Genomic DNA, 14,080 nt, shown 5'->3' on the forward strand with positions numbered 1-14,080 from the left:
CTGACCGCGGAATGGAATGCCTTCCTGCGATGTGATCAAAGGCACAGCTCAGGCCGGTGTTCGACGATCACCTCCGGTGCGAAAATGGATTGTCCCACCCGCCCGGGTACCTGCCAGCCAGGACTCGAGGAAGAAACGAGACAACGATGTCCCCAGAGTCTGTGGTGTCCACCGCATCCGAAATCCCCGCGGCCGAAACCTCCGTCTACGGCGGCACGCCCGCCGGCTCCGGCGAGTCCGCCCCGCGCCGACGCGTCACCCGTGTCCATCACCTCGCCCAGATGAAGGCCGAGGGCGAGAAGTGGTCGATGCTCACCGCGTATGACTACTCGACCGCCCGCATCTTCGACGAGGCCGAGATCCCGGTATTGCTCGTCGGCGATTCCGCCGCGAACGTCGTCCTCGGATACGACACCACGATCCCGGTCAGCAGTGACGAGCTGATCCCGCTCGCCCGCGCCGTCGTCCGCGGCGCCCCGCACGCGCTCGTCGTCGCCGACCTCCCGTTCGGCAGCTACGAGGCCGGCCCGCAGCAGGCACTCGCGACCGCGGTCCGCTTCTTCAAGGAGGCCGGTGCGCACGCGGTCAAGCTCGAGGGCGGTGAACGCGTCGCCGACCAGATCGCCACGCTCACCGGCGCCGGTATCCCGGTGATGGCCCACATCGGTTTCACCCCGCAGAGCGTCAACGGCCTCGGCGGATTCCGCGTCCAGGGCCGCGGTGACGCCGCCGACCAGTTGATCGCCGACGCCATCGCCGTTCAGGAGGCGGGCGCGTTCGCCGTCGTCATGGAGATGGTCCCGGCCGACCTCGCCGGGCAGATCACCCGCAAGCTCACGATCCCCACCGTCGGGATCGGAGCCGGCCACGAAACCGATGCACAGGTACTCGTCTGGCAGGACATGGCCGGCTTCACCCACGGCAAGACCGCCCGATTCGTCAAGCGATTCGCCGACGTCGGCGGCGAACTCCGTGGTGCTGCAGCCCAATACGCCGACGAGGTGCGTCGGGGCGTCTTCCCCGGCCCCGAGCACAGCTACTGATCCGAGCGCCGCAACGTGCGATCCGTCGACGCCAGGGCAAGGTCGGGCGTCAGCGCACGTTGCGGCGCAGGAGCAGCACGACGAGAGCGATCAGCAACACGACGACGAGAGCGACCACCACTGTGGTCAGCCCGACGTGGCCGCCGTAGCCTCCCAGATGGGCGAACTGGCCGAAGTGACCCACGGAGTTACGTCGGGCCAACAACTCGACGTGCTCGGCGTGTTGGATCATCGCTCTCGTGTCCTTCTCGATTCGGCGCTCCTGGGGAGCTCACCTGCGCTGGGTTGTCACGCTAGCCCCCCAGCCACCCCCGACGCACGCATCGCGACGCCGACGTCATCTACTCGTATGACCAACCGCGCCAACACGATTGCGCCATCACCGGCGTATCGGACATCGCGGCAACGCCGCCGCACTGCGCCCGGGTGTCTAGGCTCGTGAACCATGCGCGACTTCTACCCCGAGATCGAGCCCTACGCCTCCGGACACCTGCCCACCACCGACGGACAACAGATCTACTGGGAGACCTCCGGCAACCCCGACGGCAAACCCGCGGTCTTCGTCCACGGCGGCCCGGGCGGTGGGACCGCTCCCGATCAGCGTCGCTTCTTCGATCCGCACCGCTATCGGATCGTCCTGTTCGATCAGCGCGGCTGCGGTCGCTCCCGCCCGCACATCGCCGACGGCGCCGACCTCTCGGTCAACACCACCGGCGCACTGATCGCCGACATGGAGGCGCTGCGCGAGCACCTCGACATCGACACCTGGCAGGTGTTCGGGGGTTCCTGGGGTTCCACGCTCGGGTTGGCCTATGCGCAATCCCATCCGGACCGGGTGTCGGAGCTGGTCCTGCGCGGCATCTTCCTGCTGCGACGCAGCGAGATCGACTGGTACTACAACGGCGGTGCCGCGCACATCTACCCCGACATCTGGGAGTCCTATCTCGCGCCCATCCCCGCCGCCGAGCGCGACGGTGACCTCGTGGCCGCCTATCACCGGCTGCTGACGTCGGCCGAGCCGGAGGTCGCCGCGGCCGCCGCCCGTGCCTGGACCGGTTGGGAGCAGGCCACCAGCTATCTCATCCCGAAACCCGAGGAGGCCGCGGCGGCCAAGGAGGACTCCGGGCCACGCTTCGACATCGCCTTCGCCTCGATCGAGAACCATTACTTCGTGAATCACGGCTTCCTCGACGACGGCCAACTGCTGCGCGACATCGACCGCATCGCCGACATCCCCGGCGTCATCGTGCAGGGCCGCTACGACGTCGTCTGCCCCATGCGCAGCGCGTGGGATCTGCACCGGGCGTGGCCGTCGGCGCAGCTGCACATCGTCGACGACGCCGGACACGCATCCTTCGAACCGGGCATCCGGAGCAGACTCATCGAGGCGACCGACGCCTTCGCCGACGACGTCCGGTGATCACCCGCATATACACTTCACGCGTATCCGACATCCGACAGGAGGACCAGTGGCAACCGAACAGGTCGAGGTAGAGCTGAAGTTCGACGTCGAAGCCGGAACCGCCACCCCCGACCTGCGGGTGTTGCCCGGCGTCGTCGGCGCACGCGAGCCCGAGACGTTCACCCTCGACGCCACGTACTTCGACACCGACAACCTGGATCTGGCGGGCAACCGGATCACCCTGCGACGTCGCACCGGTGGCCACGACAGCGGCTGGCATCTCAAGCGCCCCAGTGGCATTCCCGGCGCCCGTCGAGAACTGCAGATCGGGTTCGACGAGGCTCCCGCCGACGGCGATCTCCCCGACGCCCTGTTGATCCCGGTGCTCGCGCTGACTCGGCACCGCAGCCTGATCCCGGTGGCGGTGATCTCCACCTCCCGCACCATCACCACCCTCTTCGGGGTCGACGAGGAGCCTCTCGCCGAATTCGCCGAGGACCTCGTGACCGCGCGGTCGCTGCTGCCCGGTGGTGAGGTCGCGCAGTGGGCCGAGTGGGAGTTCGAGTTGCTCTCCGGTGGCACTCCCCGATTGCTGAAAGCCGCCCAGAAACTGCTGCGCTCGGCCGGCGGATCGGACCCGTCGAGTGCCTCGAAGCTCGCGCGTGCCATCGGTTCGACGCCGACGACGACCGTCGAACCACGGTTGCCCAAACGCCCGTCGGCGTTGGAGCTGGTGGTCACCGACCTGACCCTGCATCGCAATGCCCTGCTCACCTACGATCCCGAGGTCCGGGTCGACGCGCCCGACGCCGTGCATCAGATGCGGGTGGCCACCCGCCGCTTCCGCAGCGTGCTCTCGGGTTTCCCGACGGTCCTCGACCCGCACCGGACCGCCCACATCAACGACGAGCTGCGCCTGCTCGCCCGAATCCTCGGTGACGCACGGGATTCGGAGGTCCAGCTCGAGATCGACACCGCGTTGTTGCGTGGGGAGTCGCCGTCGGAGGCCTTGGTCTCGGCGCTGACGGGGACCGAGTCGGACTCGCATGACCGCGCGATCCGCGCCGCCCATGCTGCGATGAACTCCGAGCGTTACTTCCGGCTGCTCGACGACATCGACGTCCTGATCACCGATCCGCCGTCCGGACCCGACGCCGACATGCCGGCCGCCGCGGCGGTCGACGCGGCGATCGCCAAGAGCCGCAAGAAGATTCGAAAGGCTCAGGCAGAACTCGCGACCTTCCCCGAGGGTTCGCACGAGTGGCAGGAGCAGGTGCACGTCATCCGCAAGCGGGCCAAGAAGTTGCGCTACGCCACCGATGCGGGAGAACCGTTGGGCATCAAGCGTTATCAGAAGATCGCTGCGGTGGCCAAGAAGATCCAGTCGGCGCTCGGCGATTTCAACGACACCCGGATCAACCGGGCGCGCCTGGCCGAGCTCGCCGAACGCACCGATCTCCCCGGTCGTGACATGTTCCTGCTCGGACGGCTCGACGCCCTGCAGGAGGCCGCCGGAACACGCGCCCTCGATGCCTACCGCAAGGCCGCCAAGGACCTCTGAGCTTTCGTGCTCAGCCGACCGCCGCGAACCCCACGGTGCGCCGTACCGGGTCGGCAGCGGTCAGCTGCACCCGAATCCTGGTCGCCGAAGCCGGATTTCCGCTACAGCCGGCAATGACAGCCGGATCGTCGATGAAGATCCGGGCGGGCTTCTTCGCGTCGGCCTCGGCGAGGACCACCGCGTCGAAGACCTCTCCGACGCGGCCGGCGAGAACCGTCGCCTCGGCCAGGTCGATCGAGAGCCGGTCCGCCGAGGCCCCCAGGGAGTCGGCCGACCGCAGGATCTTCGGCAGGGTGGGAAATGCGCGCGTCACCCAGTCGGGTACCGGCTCACCGGCGGTGATCGCCAGACATGCCTCGGTCGCGAAACGATCACCCAGCCGCCGTAGCGGCGCGGTGACGTGGGCGTAGATCCCGCCGATCGCTGCGTGCACCATCGCCGACGGCGCCGGCGTCTCGCCGCCCCCGAGGGCGAGATAGCCGGCGCCACGCATCAGTGAGCCGGCGTGCGACATCAACGCCAGGGTCGACGGCGCATCCGCCGGCAGAGCGGCGAGGAACTCGCCTGGCGCCTGCTCGTCCGGCCAGTCCACGCCCATCGCGCGTGCCGTGTCACGCAATGCCCGCACGGCACCCGGCTCGGCAGGCGGCAGGGTCCGCAGCAGTCCGACGCCCGCGTCGGCCATCAGGGTTCCGGCGCACATCCCGGCGAGCAACGACACCTGCGCGTTCCACACGTCCGCCGGTGTGTGCGGCGCGATCTGCAGGCTCCAGCCGTCGGCGTCGTGCACCACCTCCTGGTCGGGGAGGTCGAGTTCGATTGCGCCGCGCGACAAGGCGATCCGCTGCCGCAGTGCACCGAAGGCCGGTAGCGCCGTGATGGACGGGTGCGCCCGGCCCGCCGCGGCGTCGGCGGTGACGCCCGAGTAGTCGAGGCGGGCCACCGAACGCACCAGGGCGCGACGCACCGCCACGTCGCCGATCTGTCCGTCGGCGCCGACGTGGATGGTCCAGAGGACGGCCGGGCGCGCCACACCGGGCAGCAGCGAACCGCTGCCCTCCGACAGCACCCGCGGATGCAACGGGACCGAGCCGTCGGGAAAGTAGACGGTGGTGCCGCGTCGACGACTCTCGGCGTCGAGGGCGCCCTCCGGTTCGATGAGGGCGGCGACGTCGGCGATCGCGTAGTCGACCACGAAACCGTCGCCATCGGTGGCGATGTGCACGGCCTGATCGAGGTCCATCGATCCGGGCGGGTCGATCGTCACCAGGGGTAGATCGCGGTGGTCCTCGCGCTGCTCGGCATATCGGTCGCGCGCGTTGGCGGCTTCCTCCAGTGCGGCGTCGCCGTAGTCCTCGCTCACCCCGAGTTCTCCACGGATGGCGTCGAAATCGATCTGGGGCGCCGACAGTCTGCGTTGCACTCCCCGACCATAACGCCGCACTCGGCGTGCAGACGGTGACATGCATGCGTAGACATGGCCTGATCAGCGTCGACGATGACGTCGGGTGCCGGAGGGGGCGAACGAGTCGGCGTGTAAGCCGGATCCTGTCCCGACCGTGAGGTCGGTGGCGACCATCCATCTGGGCACACCGTCGCCGGGTACCTCGAGCGGCCCACCCGCGGACTGGGGCGAGCAGCCCTCATCACGTCCGCGCACACGCACCGCAAGCGGTCCGTGCTTCGGCCTTGCTCCGGGTGGGGTTTACCGAGCCGACGCGGTCACCCGCATCGCTGGTGCGCTCTTACCGCACCGTTTCACCCTTACCGGCCGTGCGGCCGGCGGTCTGTTCTCTGTGGCACTGTCCCGCGGGTCGCCCCGGGTTGCCGTTGACAACCACCCTGCTCTGTGGAGTCCGGACTTTCCTCGGCGCGTGGCGTTTCCAGTGACTGGCCGTCCCACGCGCCGCGGCCGCCCGGCCGACTCGTTCGCCCGTACAGGATAGCGTCCGGGGTGTCACCGGCGATGCGAGGTGTCGCCTCACCGAAGGTGCGCCGTGTCACTTCTCCGCAGGTGCGAGGTGTCATTGACGCAGCGGACGACCGCACCGCCGTCGGGAAAGAACTCGGCCACCGACACCGACGCCAGGTCGAGGTGCAACCGGAACAACAACTGCGGTCCGACGTCGAGGGCGTGGCGCAGGAGGGACTTGATCGGGGTGACGTGACTGACAACGACGACGGTCTGGCCCGGATAACGTTGCAGCAGACGGTCGTTGGCGGCGATCACCCGTGCAGCGGTCTGGGTGAAGCTCTCCCCACCGGGTGCGGGCACCGACTCGTCACCGAGCCACCGTGCGTGGACCTCGGGGTCGCGAGCCTTGGCCTCGGCGAAGGTCAGTCCCTCCCACGCACCGAAGTCGTTCTCGATGAGGTCGTCCTCGGCCACCACCTCTCCGCCGACGAGGTCGGTGATCGCCTGGGCGGTCTGCCTGGCCCGGTCGAGGGGTGAGCTGACGACCGCGGCGATCGGCTGCTCGGACGCCGCACGCTGTGCCGCGCGCAGCGCCTGCGTCACTCCCAGGTCGGTCAGCGGCGGGTTGCCGCGGCCCGAGTACCGCCGGTCCACCGACAGCGCCGTCTGACCGTGACGGACCAACACGATGCGGGTCGGGGCGGCCATCTGGCCCTGCCACGACGGCGTTGCGGGGGTGTTCCCGGAGGGGGTGCTCACAGTCCCGACTCGTGGGTGCGGATCAGGATCGCACCGCACTCCTCGCAGCGGATCACCTCATCGTCGGACGCCGCGGCGATGCCGGCGAGTGTCCCGCGATCGAGTTCCATCCGGCAGGCGCCGCACCGGCGGGCACGGAGCGGCCCGGCTCCCACCTTGCCCGCGCTGCGCTGGCGTTCGTAGATCGGGAGCAGTTCGTCGGGCACCTCGGCGACGATCTGGGTACGCCGCGCCGCCAGCGCCTCCTTGTCGGCGTCCACCGCGGTGACGGCCTCTTCCCGACGACCGCGCAGCGCGGCGAGTTGCTCCTCGAGATGGGCGATGGTCGCCGATGCCCGATCGCGTTCGGACCCGAGTGCTTCTTGACGCTCCATCAATTCCAGCATGTCGTCTTCGAGGACCTGCCTACGCCGACCCAATCCGGTCAGCTCATGTTGCAACTCCGACAACGCTTTCGGCGCAAGGCCTCCGGCGGTCAGCTGAGCCGAGTCCTTCTGTTCGCGATCACGCATGCCGGTGATCTCGCCATCCATGCGGCGATACTCGCGGTCAAGATCCTCCGCGGCGATCTCCGCGCGCACGAGGTCGTCGCGGGCGGCCTCGATGGCGGTGATCGTCTCCGCGATCTCGGCGTCCTCGGGCAGGTGACCGACTCGATGGTCGAGTCGGGCCAGGCCGGCGTCGACGTCGGCGAGTTCGAGCAGGAGTCGTTGCCGTCCGGCATCGACCTTCATCGGGTGTCTCCTCGTGCACTGGGGGGATCGGTGGTGGGGTGCGCCGGGTGAGCCACGGCGCGCCGTTGCACCGGGCGGTGAACGTTCACGGTACGCGCCGTGTCAGGCGGACGTGTGCACGGTGAACGGATCGGTGGGTGCGTCGTGGCACTCCGCCGCGCAACCGGTGGCGGCGGTGATCTGTTCGGCGGCCTGCCTGCACCATGGGAACTCGGTGGCCCAGTGCCCGGCGTCGAGGAGCACCGGGCCGCCGGACCGCAGCGCCTCGTCGACCGGGTGATGCCGGAGGTCGCCGGTCAGATAGGCGTCGACGCCGAGCTGCGCGACGGTGGCGAGTAGTGAGTCACCGGCCCCGCCGCACACCGCGACGGTCGTGATCTGCCGATCGGCCGGGCCGGTGGCACGCACGCCCCACGGCGTACGCAGCGCGTGTGCCGCGCGTTGCGCGAACTGCGCCACGGTCATCGGTTCCGCCAGCACACCGACGCGGCCGAGACCGAGCGCCGACGGGATCGCGGCGAGTTCGAGGACGTCGAAGGCAGGTTCCTCGTACGGGTGGGAGTCGCGCAACGCGGCGAGGACCGCAGCCCGCAGCCCTCGGGCGGCGACCATCTCCACGCGCGCTTCGTCCACGCGCTCCCGCTGCCCGATCTCACCGATGGCCGGGTTGGCACCCGGGGTCGGCTCGAACTGTCCGACGCCGATAACCGACCACGCGCAGTCGCGATAGTCACCGATCGCTCCGGCCCCGGCGGCGAACATGGCCTCGCTGACCTGTTCGGCGTTGCCCTCGGGCACCATCACCACCCATTTGTCGACGGGTGGCAGCGGTTCGGGATCGATCGGCGCGACCTCTCGCAGTCCTAGTGCGGAGGCGAGCGCGTCGGACACACCGGGATCGGCCTTGTCGGCGTTGGTGTGGGCGGTGAACAGGGCGATGCCGGCCCTGATGAGCCGGTGGACGATGCGGCCCTTGGGTGTGTCGGCGGCGACCGACTCCACACCCCGAAGCAGCAACGGGTGATGCGCCACGATCATCCGGTAACCCTGCGCACATGCGACGGCGACCACGTCGTCGGTGACATCGACGCACACCAGGATCGGCCCGGCCGGTTCGCCCGGGTCCCCGCATACCAGCCCGACGGCGTCCCAGCTCTCCGCCAGGCGCGGCGGATACGCGGCCTCCAGCACCGCCACCACATCGGCGACACTCACCTCGCTCGGACCGTGACCCGTGTGCTCATGCGCTGCCAACGGTGATCTCCTCTCGCGCCCGGTCGAGCGCCGTGACCAGCCGATCGACCTGTGCCGCCGGGCGCACCGCCAACCGCAGGTGGTCGTCGGACAGTCCGACGAAGTTCGCGCAACTGCGCACCGCAATCCCCTGGCCCCGCAGGCTTTCTCGCACCGCCAGTGCACCGGGCATCTCGACGAGCACGAACGGCGCCGCGGGCGGCGCGCACGGGATCACGCCGACCTCGGCGAGTCGCGCGAGCAGATGGTCGCGTTCGATGGCGACGAGCTCGGCCTGCTCGGAGCAGAAGCGTTGCCCGTCGGGTCCGCAACAGGCGGCCAGCGCGGCGAGCGCAGGCGTGGACAGTGGCCAGGCGCGGCGCCCGGCCGCCGCCCGTTCGATCACCTCGGGCGCCGCGAGCAGGTAACCGGCGCGCAGTCCGGCCAATCCGAAAGTCTTGGTGACACTGCGCATCACGATGACGTCGTCGACTCGCCGGTCGGCCAGCGACTGCGGTTCGCGCGCCCCGGTCACCGGGTCGAGGGTCAGATCGGCGAACGCCTCGTCGACGACCACGAGGCGTCCGGGACGACGAAGCGCGTCGATCGACTCCGCGGGGTGCAGCACCGACGTCGGATTCGTGGGATTGCCGACGACCACGAGATCGGCGTCGTCGGGGATGTCGGCGGCAAGGTCGGCCAGCGGCGTGTCGGGCCGGCCGATGACCTGCGTGATCGGAATCCCCGCGGCCCGCAACACGAGTTCCGGTTCGGTGAACGACGGCTGCACCAGGGCCGCATGTGCCACACCCAGTTTCGGCAGCAGCTCGAAACCGTCGGAGGCGCCGGCGAGGAGCATCACCTCGTCAGTGGGACGGCCGTGCAGGTCGGCGATGATCCCGGTGGTGTGATCGGTCTGGTCGGTCGTCGGGTATCGGGCCAGGTCGTCAAGGGTGGAGGCGATGGCCGCCTGCACGAACGGCGGTGCGGCCCCACGAACATTGACGGCGAAATCGAGCATGCCCGCGGTGCTGTCCCGGTCGCCGTGCCGGTCGAGCGCATGCAGCCCGGATGTCATACCGACTGAGCCTACGTGCACCATGGGTTGGTGATGTCCCGACCAGACCCCACTGATCCCGACACCGTTCTGCTTGTCGATCTCGACGGGACGATCACCGACAGTTTCACCGGGATCGCCAACAGTTTTCGGCACGCCTTGACCGCTGTCGGCGCGCCACCGGCACCCGAGGCGGTGGTCGCCGGGATCGCCGGACCGCCGATGATCGACACCTTGCGCGAGCTCGGGCTCGACGAAGCCACCGCGAACGAGGCGATGCGCGCGTATCGCGCCCGTTACGTCGACGTCGGCTGGCTGGAGAACTCGGTGTTCGACGGCATGGACACACTCCTCGGCGATCTCGGCGCGTCGGGTCGGACGCTGGCCCTGGCGACGTCGAAGAACCAGACGACCGCGCGCGCCATCCTCGACCACTTCGGACTCGCCGGCCACTTCCGCGTCATCGCCGGCGCCAGCGACGACGGAACCCGCCGCCACAAACCCGACGTGATCGCCCATGCACTGGCACAATTGGACATATCGCTCGACCCGCACACACACCGACCCGCTCGTCCGGCGGTGATGATCGGCGACCGATCCCACGATGTCGAGGGCGCAGCCCGATTCGGCATCCCGACGATCCTCGTCGGATGGGGTTACGCTCTGGCCGGGGAGCGCGACGCTGCGGCTTGGAGCGTCGATTCGATGTCAGATCTGCGCGAGGTACTCGGTGTCTGATCAACTACACATCTGTTTCGTCTGCACCGGCAACATCTGCCGGTCGCCGATGGCGCAGAACATCTTTGCCAAGGCGCTGTGTGACGCGGGGCTCGCCGACCGCGTCGAGGTGAGCAGCTGCGGTACCAGCGGCTGGCATGTCGGCGAGGCGGCCGACAACCGCGCGCGCACGGAGCTGCTGGCACACGGCTACTCCGACGCGCACGTGGCCGATCAGCTCGGGCCCGATCACATCGGTGCCGACCTGTTCGTCGCCGCCGACGCCGGACACGTCAAGGAACTCGAACGCAAACGACTGGGCGAGCGCACCCGACTGTTGCGCAGCTTCGATCCCGACGCGGGCGACGATCTCGATCTGTCCGACCCGTACTACGGCAACGCCGACGATTTCGCCGTCACCCGCGAGCAGATCGAGGCCGCAGTACCGGGCCTGCTCCAGTGGGCCCGCGAACACCTCGACGGCGCCACCGGCTGAGCCGACGCCGGTGCTGCCGTGATCGGGTACTGCGGCGCACGTCACGGCCGAATCCGGCATACCGTCACCAGACGCAGCCGGGGCTGCTGTGACGGTTGCCCACTGGGTACCGTTGTCCTATGCGCGCGCTGCGAAACATACGACCGGGGTGGATCGCCCTGATCATCGTTGTCGTCGCATTCGCGGCGGCATGTTTCATGGTGCTCGCCCCATGGCAGCTCGGTAAGAACTCCGCGACGTCGGAGCGCAACCATCTGATCAAGAGTGCCGTCGGCACTGCCCCGGTACCGATCAACGAGGTGGCCCCCGCCGGAAAGGGATTCGTTCCCTCGACCGAGTGGCGCGAGGTGACGATGACCGGAACCTACCTCGTCGATGACCAGGCCCTCGTCCGCCTGCGTTCGGTCGACGAGCGGCCGGCCATCGAGGTCCTCACCCCGTTCCGCATCGCGGGCACAGATCGCGTCCTGGCGATCGATCGCGGCTACGTTCGCCCGGACCAGAGCAACACGCCCGCGATCCCTGCGCCCCCGACGGGTGAGACGACCATCAACGCCCGCATCCGGGCTTCGGAGGGTACATCGGAGGGCCGCGGCGCGCGGACCGAGGGCAACGCGCTGACCATGTACACGGTCGACCCGACCCAGCTGGCCAAGGCGACCGGCACCCCGATGGACCCGTTCTATCTGCAGCTGTCGCCGAATCAACCCGGCTCACTCGGCGAGATCCCACTGCCACAACTGGATTCGGGCCCCTACCTCTCCTACGGCCTGCAGTGGCTGGCCTTCGGTGTGATGGCACCGCTAGGGGCCGGATACTTCATCTACTCCGAGATTCGTCAACGTCGACGAGCTTCCGCCGCCAAGAAAGCCCACACAGCCGAGGCCGCCGCCGGTCCCGACCCAACGACCCCCGACGACGCCACCGGGCTCGACGTTGCCGCACATCCCGAGGCGGCCCCACATCTCCTGACGCGATCTGAACGCCGCAAACGCATGCGCGAGGAACTGCGCGCAGCAGCCGGAACAACCACCGTGTCCGCTCCGGTCGACGCCCACGACATCGACGAGCAATCGCCCGCCGGCATCGGCGTCGGACCCGACACCGAGCACTTGTCGTCCACGGTGCGCGACAAACTCACCGAACGCTACGGCGGCTGAGGCTCCCGCTTCACCGGATACTTCCCGGTCAGCGGCGGGGGTGCGCGGCCCGTGCCGTCCCCCATCGGTGATCGCGCATCCCATCGGCGGCCGAGCTCTTGTATCGGTGGTCGAGGTGCGAGGCGCCCCAGGCGCCGAACCTCGAGACCGAGCCGAACCGACGCTGGAACCCAACCGAGACTCACCCGAAAAAACTTTCGACAACCCCTTGCCAACCCGACAAACCCGGCATACACTCGAACACAACAGCACACAAACACATGTGCGCTTATCGCCGGGGGGTGAGAAATGATGGTCGACACCACACTCCCCGCTGACGCGTTACCGGATGTGTCCGGGTTGTCGACCACCCAGAAACTCGCCCTCGCCCACACGCTGATGGACGAGTTGGCCACCGATGATTTGACCGGCCTGTCCAACGACGACCTGGTCACCGTCGCTCAATCCACCGAACAGTTGATCACCCGGGTCACCGTTCAGGGGGATCGGCAGATCGTCGAATTCTCCGACCGCCATCTGGCGCGCGAGTACGGGTTCGGGTCGATCACCGACGCCATGATCGGCCTGTTGCGGATCTCGGAACCGTGGCGGCGGTGGAAGCAACTGAAAGCGACCGCCACCTTCCACACCTTTACCGGTGAGGTCGCCGCGCCGAAGTACCCGGCGTTGGCCGACGCGATGGCCTCCGGTGCGGCCGGCTCGTCGCATGCGGCGGTGGTGATCGACGTCCTCGACCGTATCCCGGCGGCAGTGCCGTTCGACGAGAAAATGTCGGCCGAGGCCACGATGGCCGGGTTCGCCCGCACCCACACCCCGTCTGATCTGCGGATTTTGGGGGCGCGGGTGTTGGCGCACCTCGACCCCGACGGCCAACTGACCGACGATTCGGATCGGCAACGCCGCCGCCAGATCCGGATCGGCCGTCAAGACGCGCAGAAGATGAGTGGGTTGTCGGGGCAGATGACCCCCACCCTCACCGCACACCTCGAAGCGGTGTTGGCGATGTGGGCGGCCCCCGGAATGAACAACCCCGCAGATCCGGAGTCCCCAACCGGGAGTCGTGAGGATGCCGACCCCGACGCGTTGGCGGTTGCCGCATCGCGGGATCGCCGTGATCAGGTGCAACGCAACCACGATGCGTTGGAAGCGGTCCTGCGCGCCGGACTGGATGTCGGTCTCGGCCCCCAGTCCCATCGAGGCCTACCGCCGCATCTGATCATCAAAGCCACCCTGTCGGAGTTGATCGCGCAGACCGGGATGGGGGTGAGCGCGACCGGCACCCTGCTCCCGATCACCGATGTCATCGCCCTCGCAGCTCAGTGCCAGCCGTGGTTGGCGGTGTTCGACGACCACACGAACCTGCCCCTGTATTTGGGTCGGGCGCGGTTGGCGAGTCAAGGGCAGCGGATCGCGTTGTTCGCCAAAGACGGTGGTGAATACTGCTCGTTTCCCGGGTGTACTCAACCTGCCGCGCACGTCGAAATTCATCACGCCACCAAAGATCATGCGAAAGGTGGGCTCACCAACATCGGTGACCTCGCCCCCGCCTGCGGGAAACACAACCGGATGGTCGGCGACAAACCCGGACAATTCACGACCGGGATTTATCGGGACGGGCCGTGGGCCGGACGGTGTTGGTGGCGCAAAAACACCCCGGTCGGGGCGGCGACACCGAACCCGAAACGCACCAACGCACTCCCCGACGTCGGCACCACCTTCCGCGCCACCCTCGACAAAGTACGCGCCGACCTGCACCCACCACCCGACCCACCACAGGCCGATGCCGATACCGATCTCGCCGAGCGCGACGACCGGGGATCGATGCTGCCCACCGACCGAATCCGCCGCAGCCGAATCCCGCTCGGGCACGGGTACTACGACCTCGTCGAAATCCTCACCCCCGACCCCAGCCCGGACTCGCCGATCGAAACCCGACTCGCCCACCTACTCGGTGACCGCGGACTCTAGGCCCGGGGCACACTTCCGTTCGGGGACGGAACCAG

Annotated in this window: 13 protein-coding genes and 1 other RNA gene; 7 read left to right on the forward strand and 7 right to left on the reverse strand. The window is 68.6% G+C overall.

The window, feature by feature from the left end; all coding sequences use genetic code 11:
* The first annotated feature begins 146 nt into the window (after nucleotides 1-146).
* Nucleotides 147-1,043, forward strand: coding sequence for a 3-methyl-2-oxobutanoate hydroxymethyltransferase (panB, locus tag P3L18_RS01175; RefSeq protein ID WP_276112992.1), 897 nt, complete (start codon nucleotides 147-149; stop codon nucleotides 1,041-1,043).
* Between the two features lie 49 nt (nucleotides 1,044-1,092).
* Here the strand turns inward: panB and P3L18_RS01180 are convergent, their stop codons facing one another.
* Nucleotides 1,093-1,275: a hypothetical protein gene (locus P3L18_RS01180; RefSeq protein WP_006370578.1), complete on the reverse strand. Its 183-nt coding sequence runs from the start codon at nucleotides 1,273-1,275 to the stop codon at nucleotides 1,093-1,095.
* 213 nt (nucleotides 1,276-1,488) lie between these two features.
* On the opposite strand from P3L18_RS01180, the gene pip reads away from it, so the two are divergent.
* Nucleotides 1,489-2,463 carry a prolyl aminopeptidase gene (pip, locus tag P3L18_RS01185; protein WP_006370579.1) on the forward strand — a complete coding sequence of 325 codons (975 nt, stop codon included), beginning with the start codon at nucleotides 1,489-1,491 and terminating at the stop codon, nucleotides 2,461-2,463.
* A gap of 49 nt (nucleotides 2,464-2,512) precedes the next feature.
* The gene (locus P3L18_RS01190; protein ID WP_276112993.1) at nucleotides 2,513-4,006 is read left to right on the forward strand and encodes a CYTH and CHAD domain-containing protein; all 1,494 of its coding nucleotides are present in this window, start codon (nucleotides 2,513-2,515) and stop codon (nucleotides 4,004-4,006) included.
* Between the two features lie 10 nt (nucleotides 4,007-4,016).
* Here the strand turns inward: P3L18_RS01190 and P3L18_RS01195 are convergent, their stop codons facing one another.
* From P3L18_RS01195 to cobC, 6 genes are all read right to left on the reverse strand, one after another.
* The gene (locus P3L18_RS01195) at nucleotides 4,017-5,429 is read right to left on the reverse strand and encodes an RNB domain-containing ribonuclease (protein WP_276112994.1); all 1,413 of its coding nucleotides are present in this window, start codon (nucleotides 5,427-5,429) and stop codon (nucleotides 4,017-4,019) included.
* 98 nt (nucleotides 5,430-5,527) lie between these two features.
* Nucleotides 5,528-5,934, reverse strand: an RNA gene (rnpB, locus tag P3L18_RS01200) — RNase P RNA component class A.
* A gap of 53 nt (nucleotides 5,935-5,987) precedes the next feature.
* Nucleotides 5,988-6,629 carry a histidine phosphatase family protein gene (locus P3L18_RS01205; RefSeq protein ID WP_020170878.1) on the reverse strand — a complete coding sequence of 214 codons (642 nt, stop codon included), beginning with the start codon at nucleotides 6,627-6,629 and terminating at the stop codon, nucleotides 5,988-5,990.
* Between the two features lie 47 nt (nucleotides 6,630-6,676).
* Nucleotides 6,677-7,414, reverse strand: coding sequence for a C4-type zinc ribbon domain-containing protein (locus P3L18_RS01210; protein ID WP_276112995.1), 738 nt, complete (start codon nucleotides 7,412-7,414; stop codon nucleotides 6,677-6,679).
* 102 nt (nucleotides 7,415-7,516) lie between these two features.
* Nucleotides 7,517-8,629, reverse strand: coding sequence for a Nif3-like dinuclear metal center hexameric protein (locus tag P3L18_RS01215; protein ID WP_276112996.1), 1,113 nt, complete (start codon nucleotides 8,627-8,629; stop codon nucleotides 7,517-7,519).
* A 25-nt stretch (nucleotides 8,630-8,654) separates the two neighbouring features.
* Nucleotides 8,655-9,725: an Rv2231c family pyridoxal phosphate-dependent protein CobC gene (gene cobC / locus P3L18_RS01220; protein ID WP_079930159.1), complete on the reverse strand. Its 1,071-nt coding sequence runs from the start codon at nucleotides 9,723-9,725 to the stop codon at nucleotides 8,655-8,657.
* A gap of 33 nt (nucleotides 9,726-9,758) precedes the next feature.
* On the opposite strand from cobC, the gene P3L18_RS01225 reads away from it, so the two are divergent.
* From P3L18_RS01225 to P3L18_RS01240, 4 genes are all read left to right on the forward strand, one after another.
* Complete coding sequence (locus P3L18_RS01225) at nucleotides 9,759-10,442, forward strand: HAD hydrolase-like protein (RefSeq protein WP_276112997.1); 684 nt, start codon at nucleotides 9,759-9,761, stop codon at nucleotides 10,440-10,442.
* Nucleotides 10,435-10,917: a low molecular weight protein-tyrosine-phosphatase gene (locus P3L18_RS01230; RefSeq protein WP_006370460.1), complete on the forward strand. Its 483-nt coding sequence runs from the start codon at nucleotides 10,435-10,437 to the stop codon at nucleotides 10,915-10,917. Before P3L18_RS01225 ends, P3L18_RS01230 begins: the two co-directional genes overlap by 8 nt.
* 119 nt (nucleotides 10,918-11,036) lie before the next feature.
* Entirely contained in the window at nucleotides 11,037-12,077 is a 1,041-nt protein-coding gene (locus P3L18_RS01235) for an SURF1 family cytochrome oxidase biogenesis protein (RefSeq protein WP_014360410.1), read from the forward strand.
* Between the two features lie 291 nt (nucleotides 12,078-12,368).
* Nucleotides 12,369-14,045, forward strand: coding sequence for an HNH endonuclease signature motif containing protein (locus P3L18_RS01240; RefSeq protein ID WP_276112998.1), 1,677 nt, complete (start codon nucleotides 12,369-12,371; stop codon nucleotides 14,043-14,045).
* The last annotated feature ends 35 nt before the right edge of the window (nucleotides 14,046-14,080 follow it).

The sequence above is a fragment of the Gordonia sp. N1V genome (assembly GCF_029269935.1).
In the GTDB taxonomy this organism is placed as follows: domain Bacteria; phylum Actinomycetota; class Actinomycetes; order Mycobacteriales; family Mycobacteriaceae; genus Gordonia; species Gordonia polyisoprenivorans.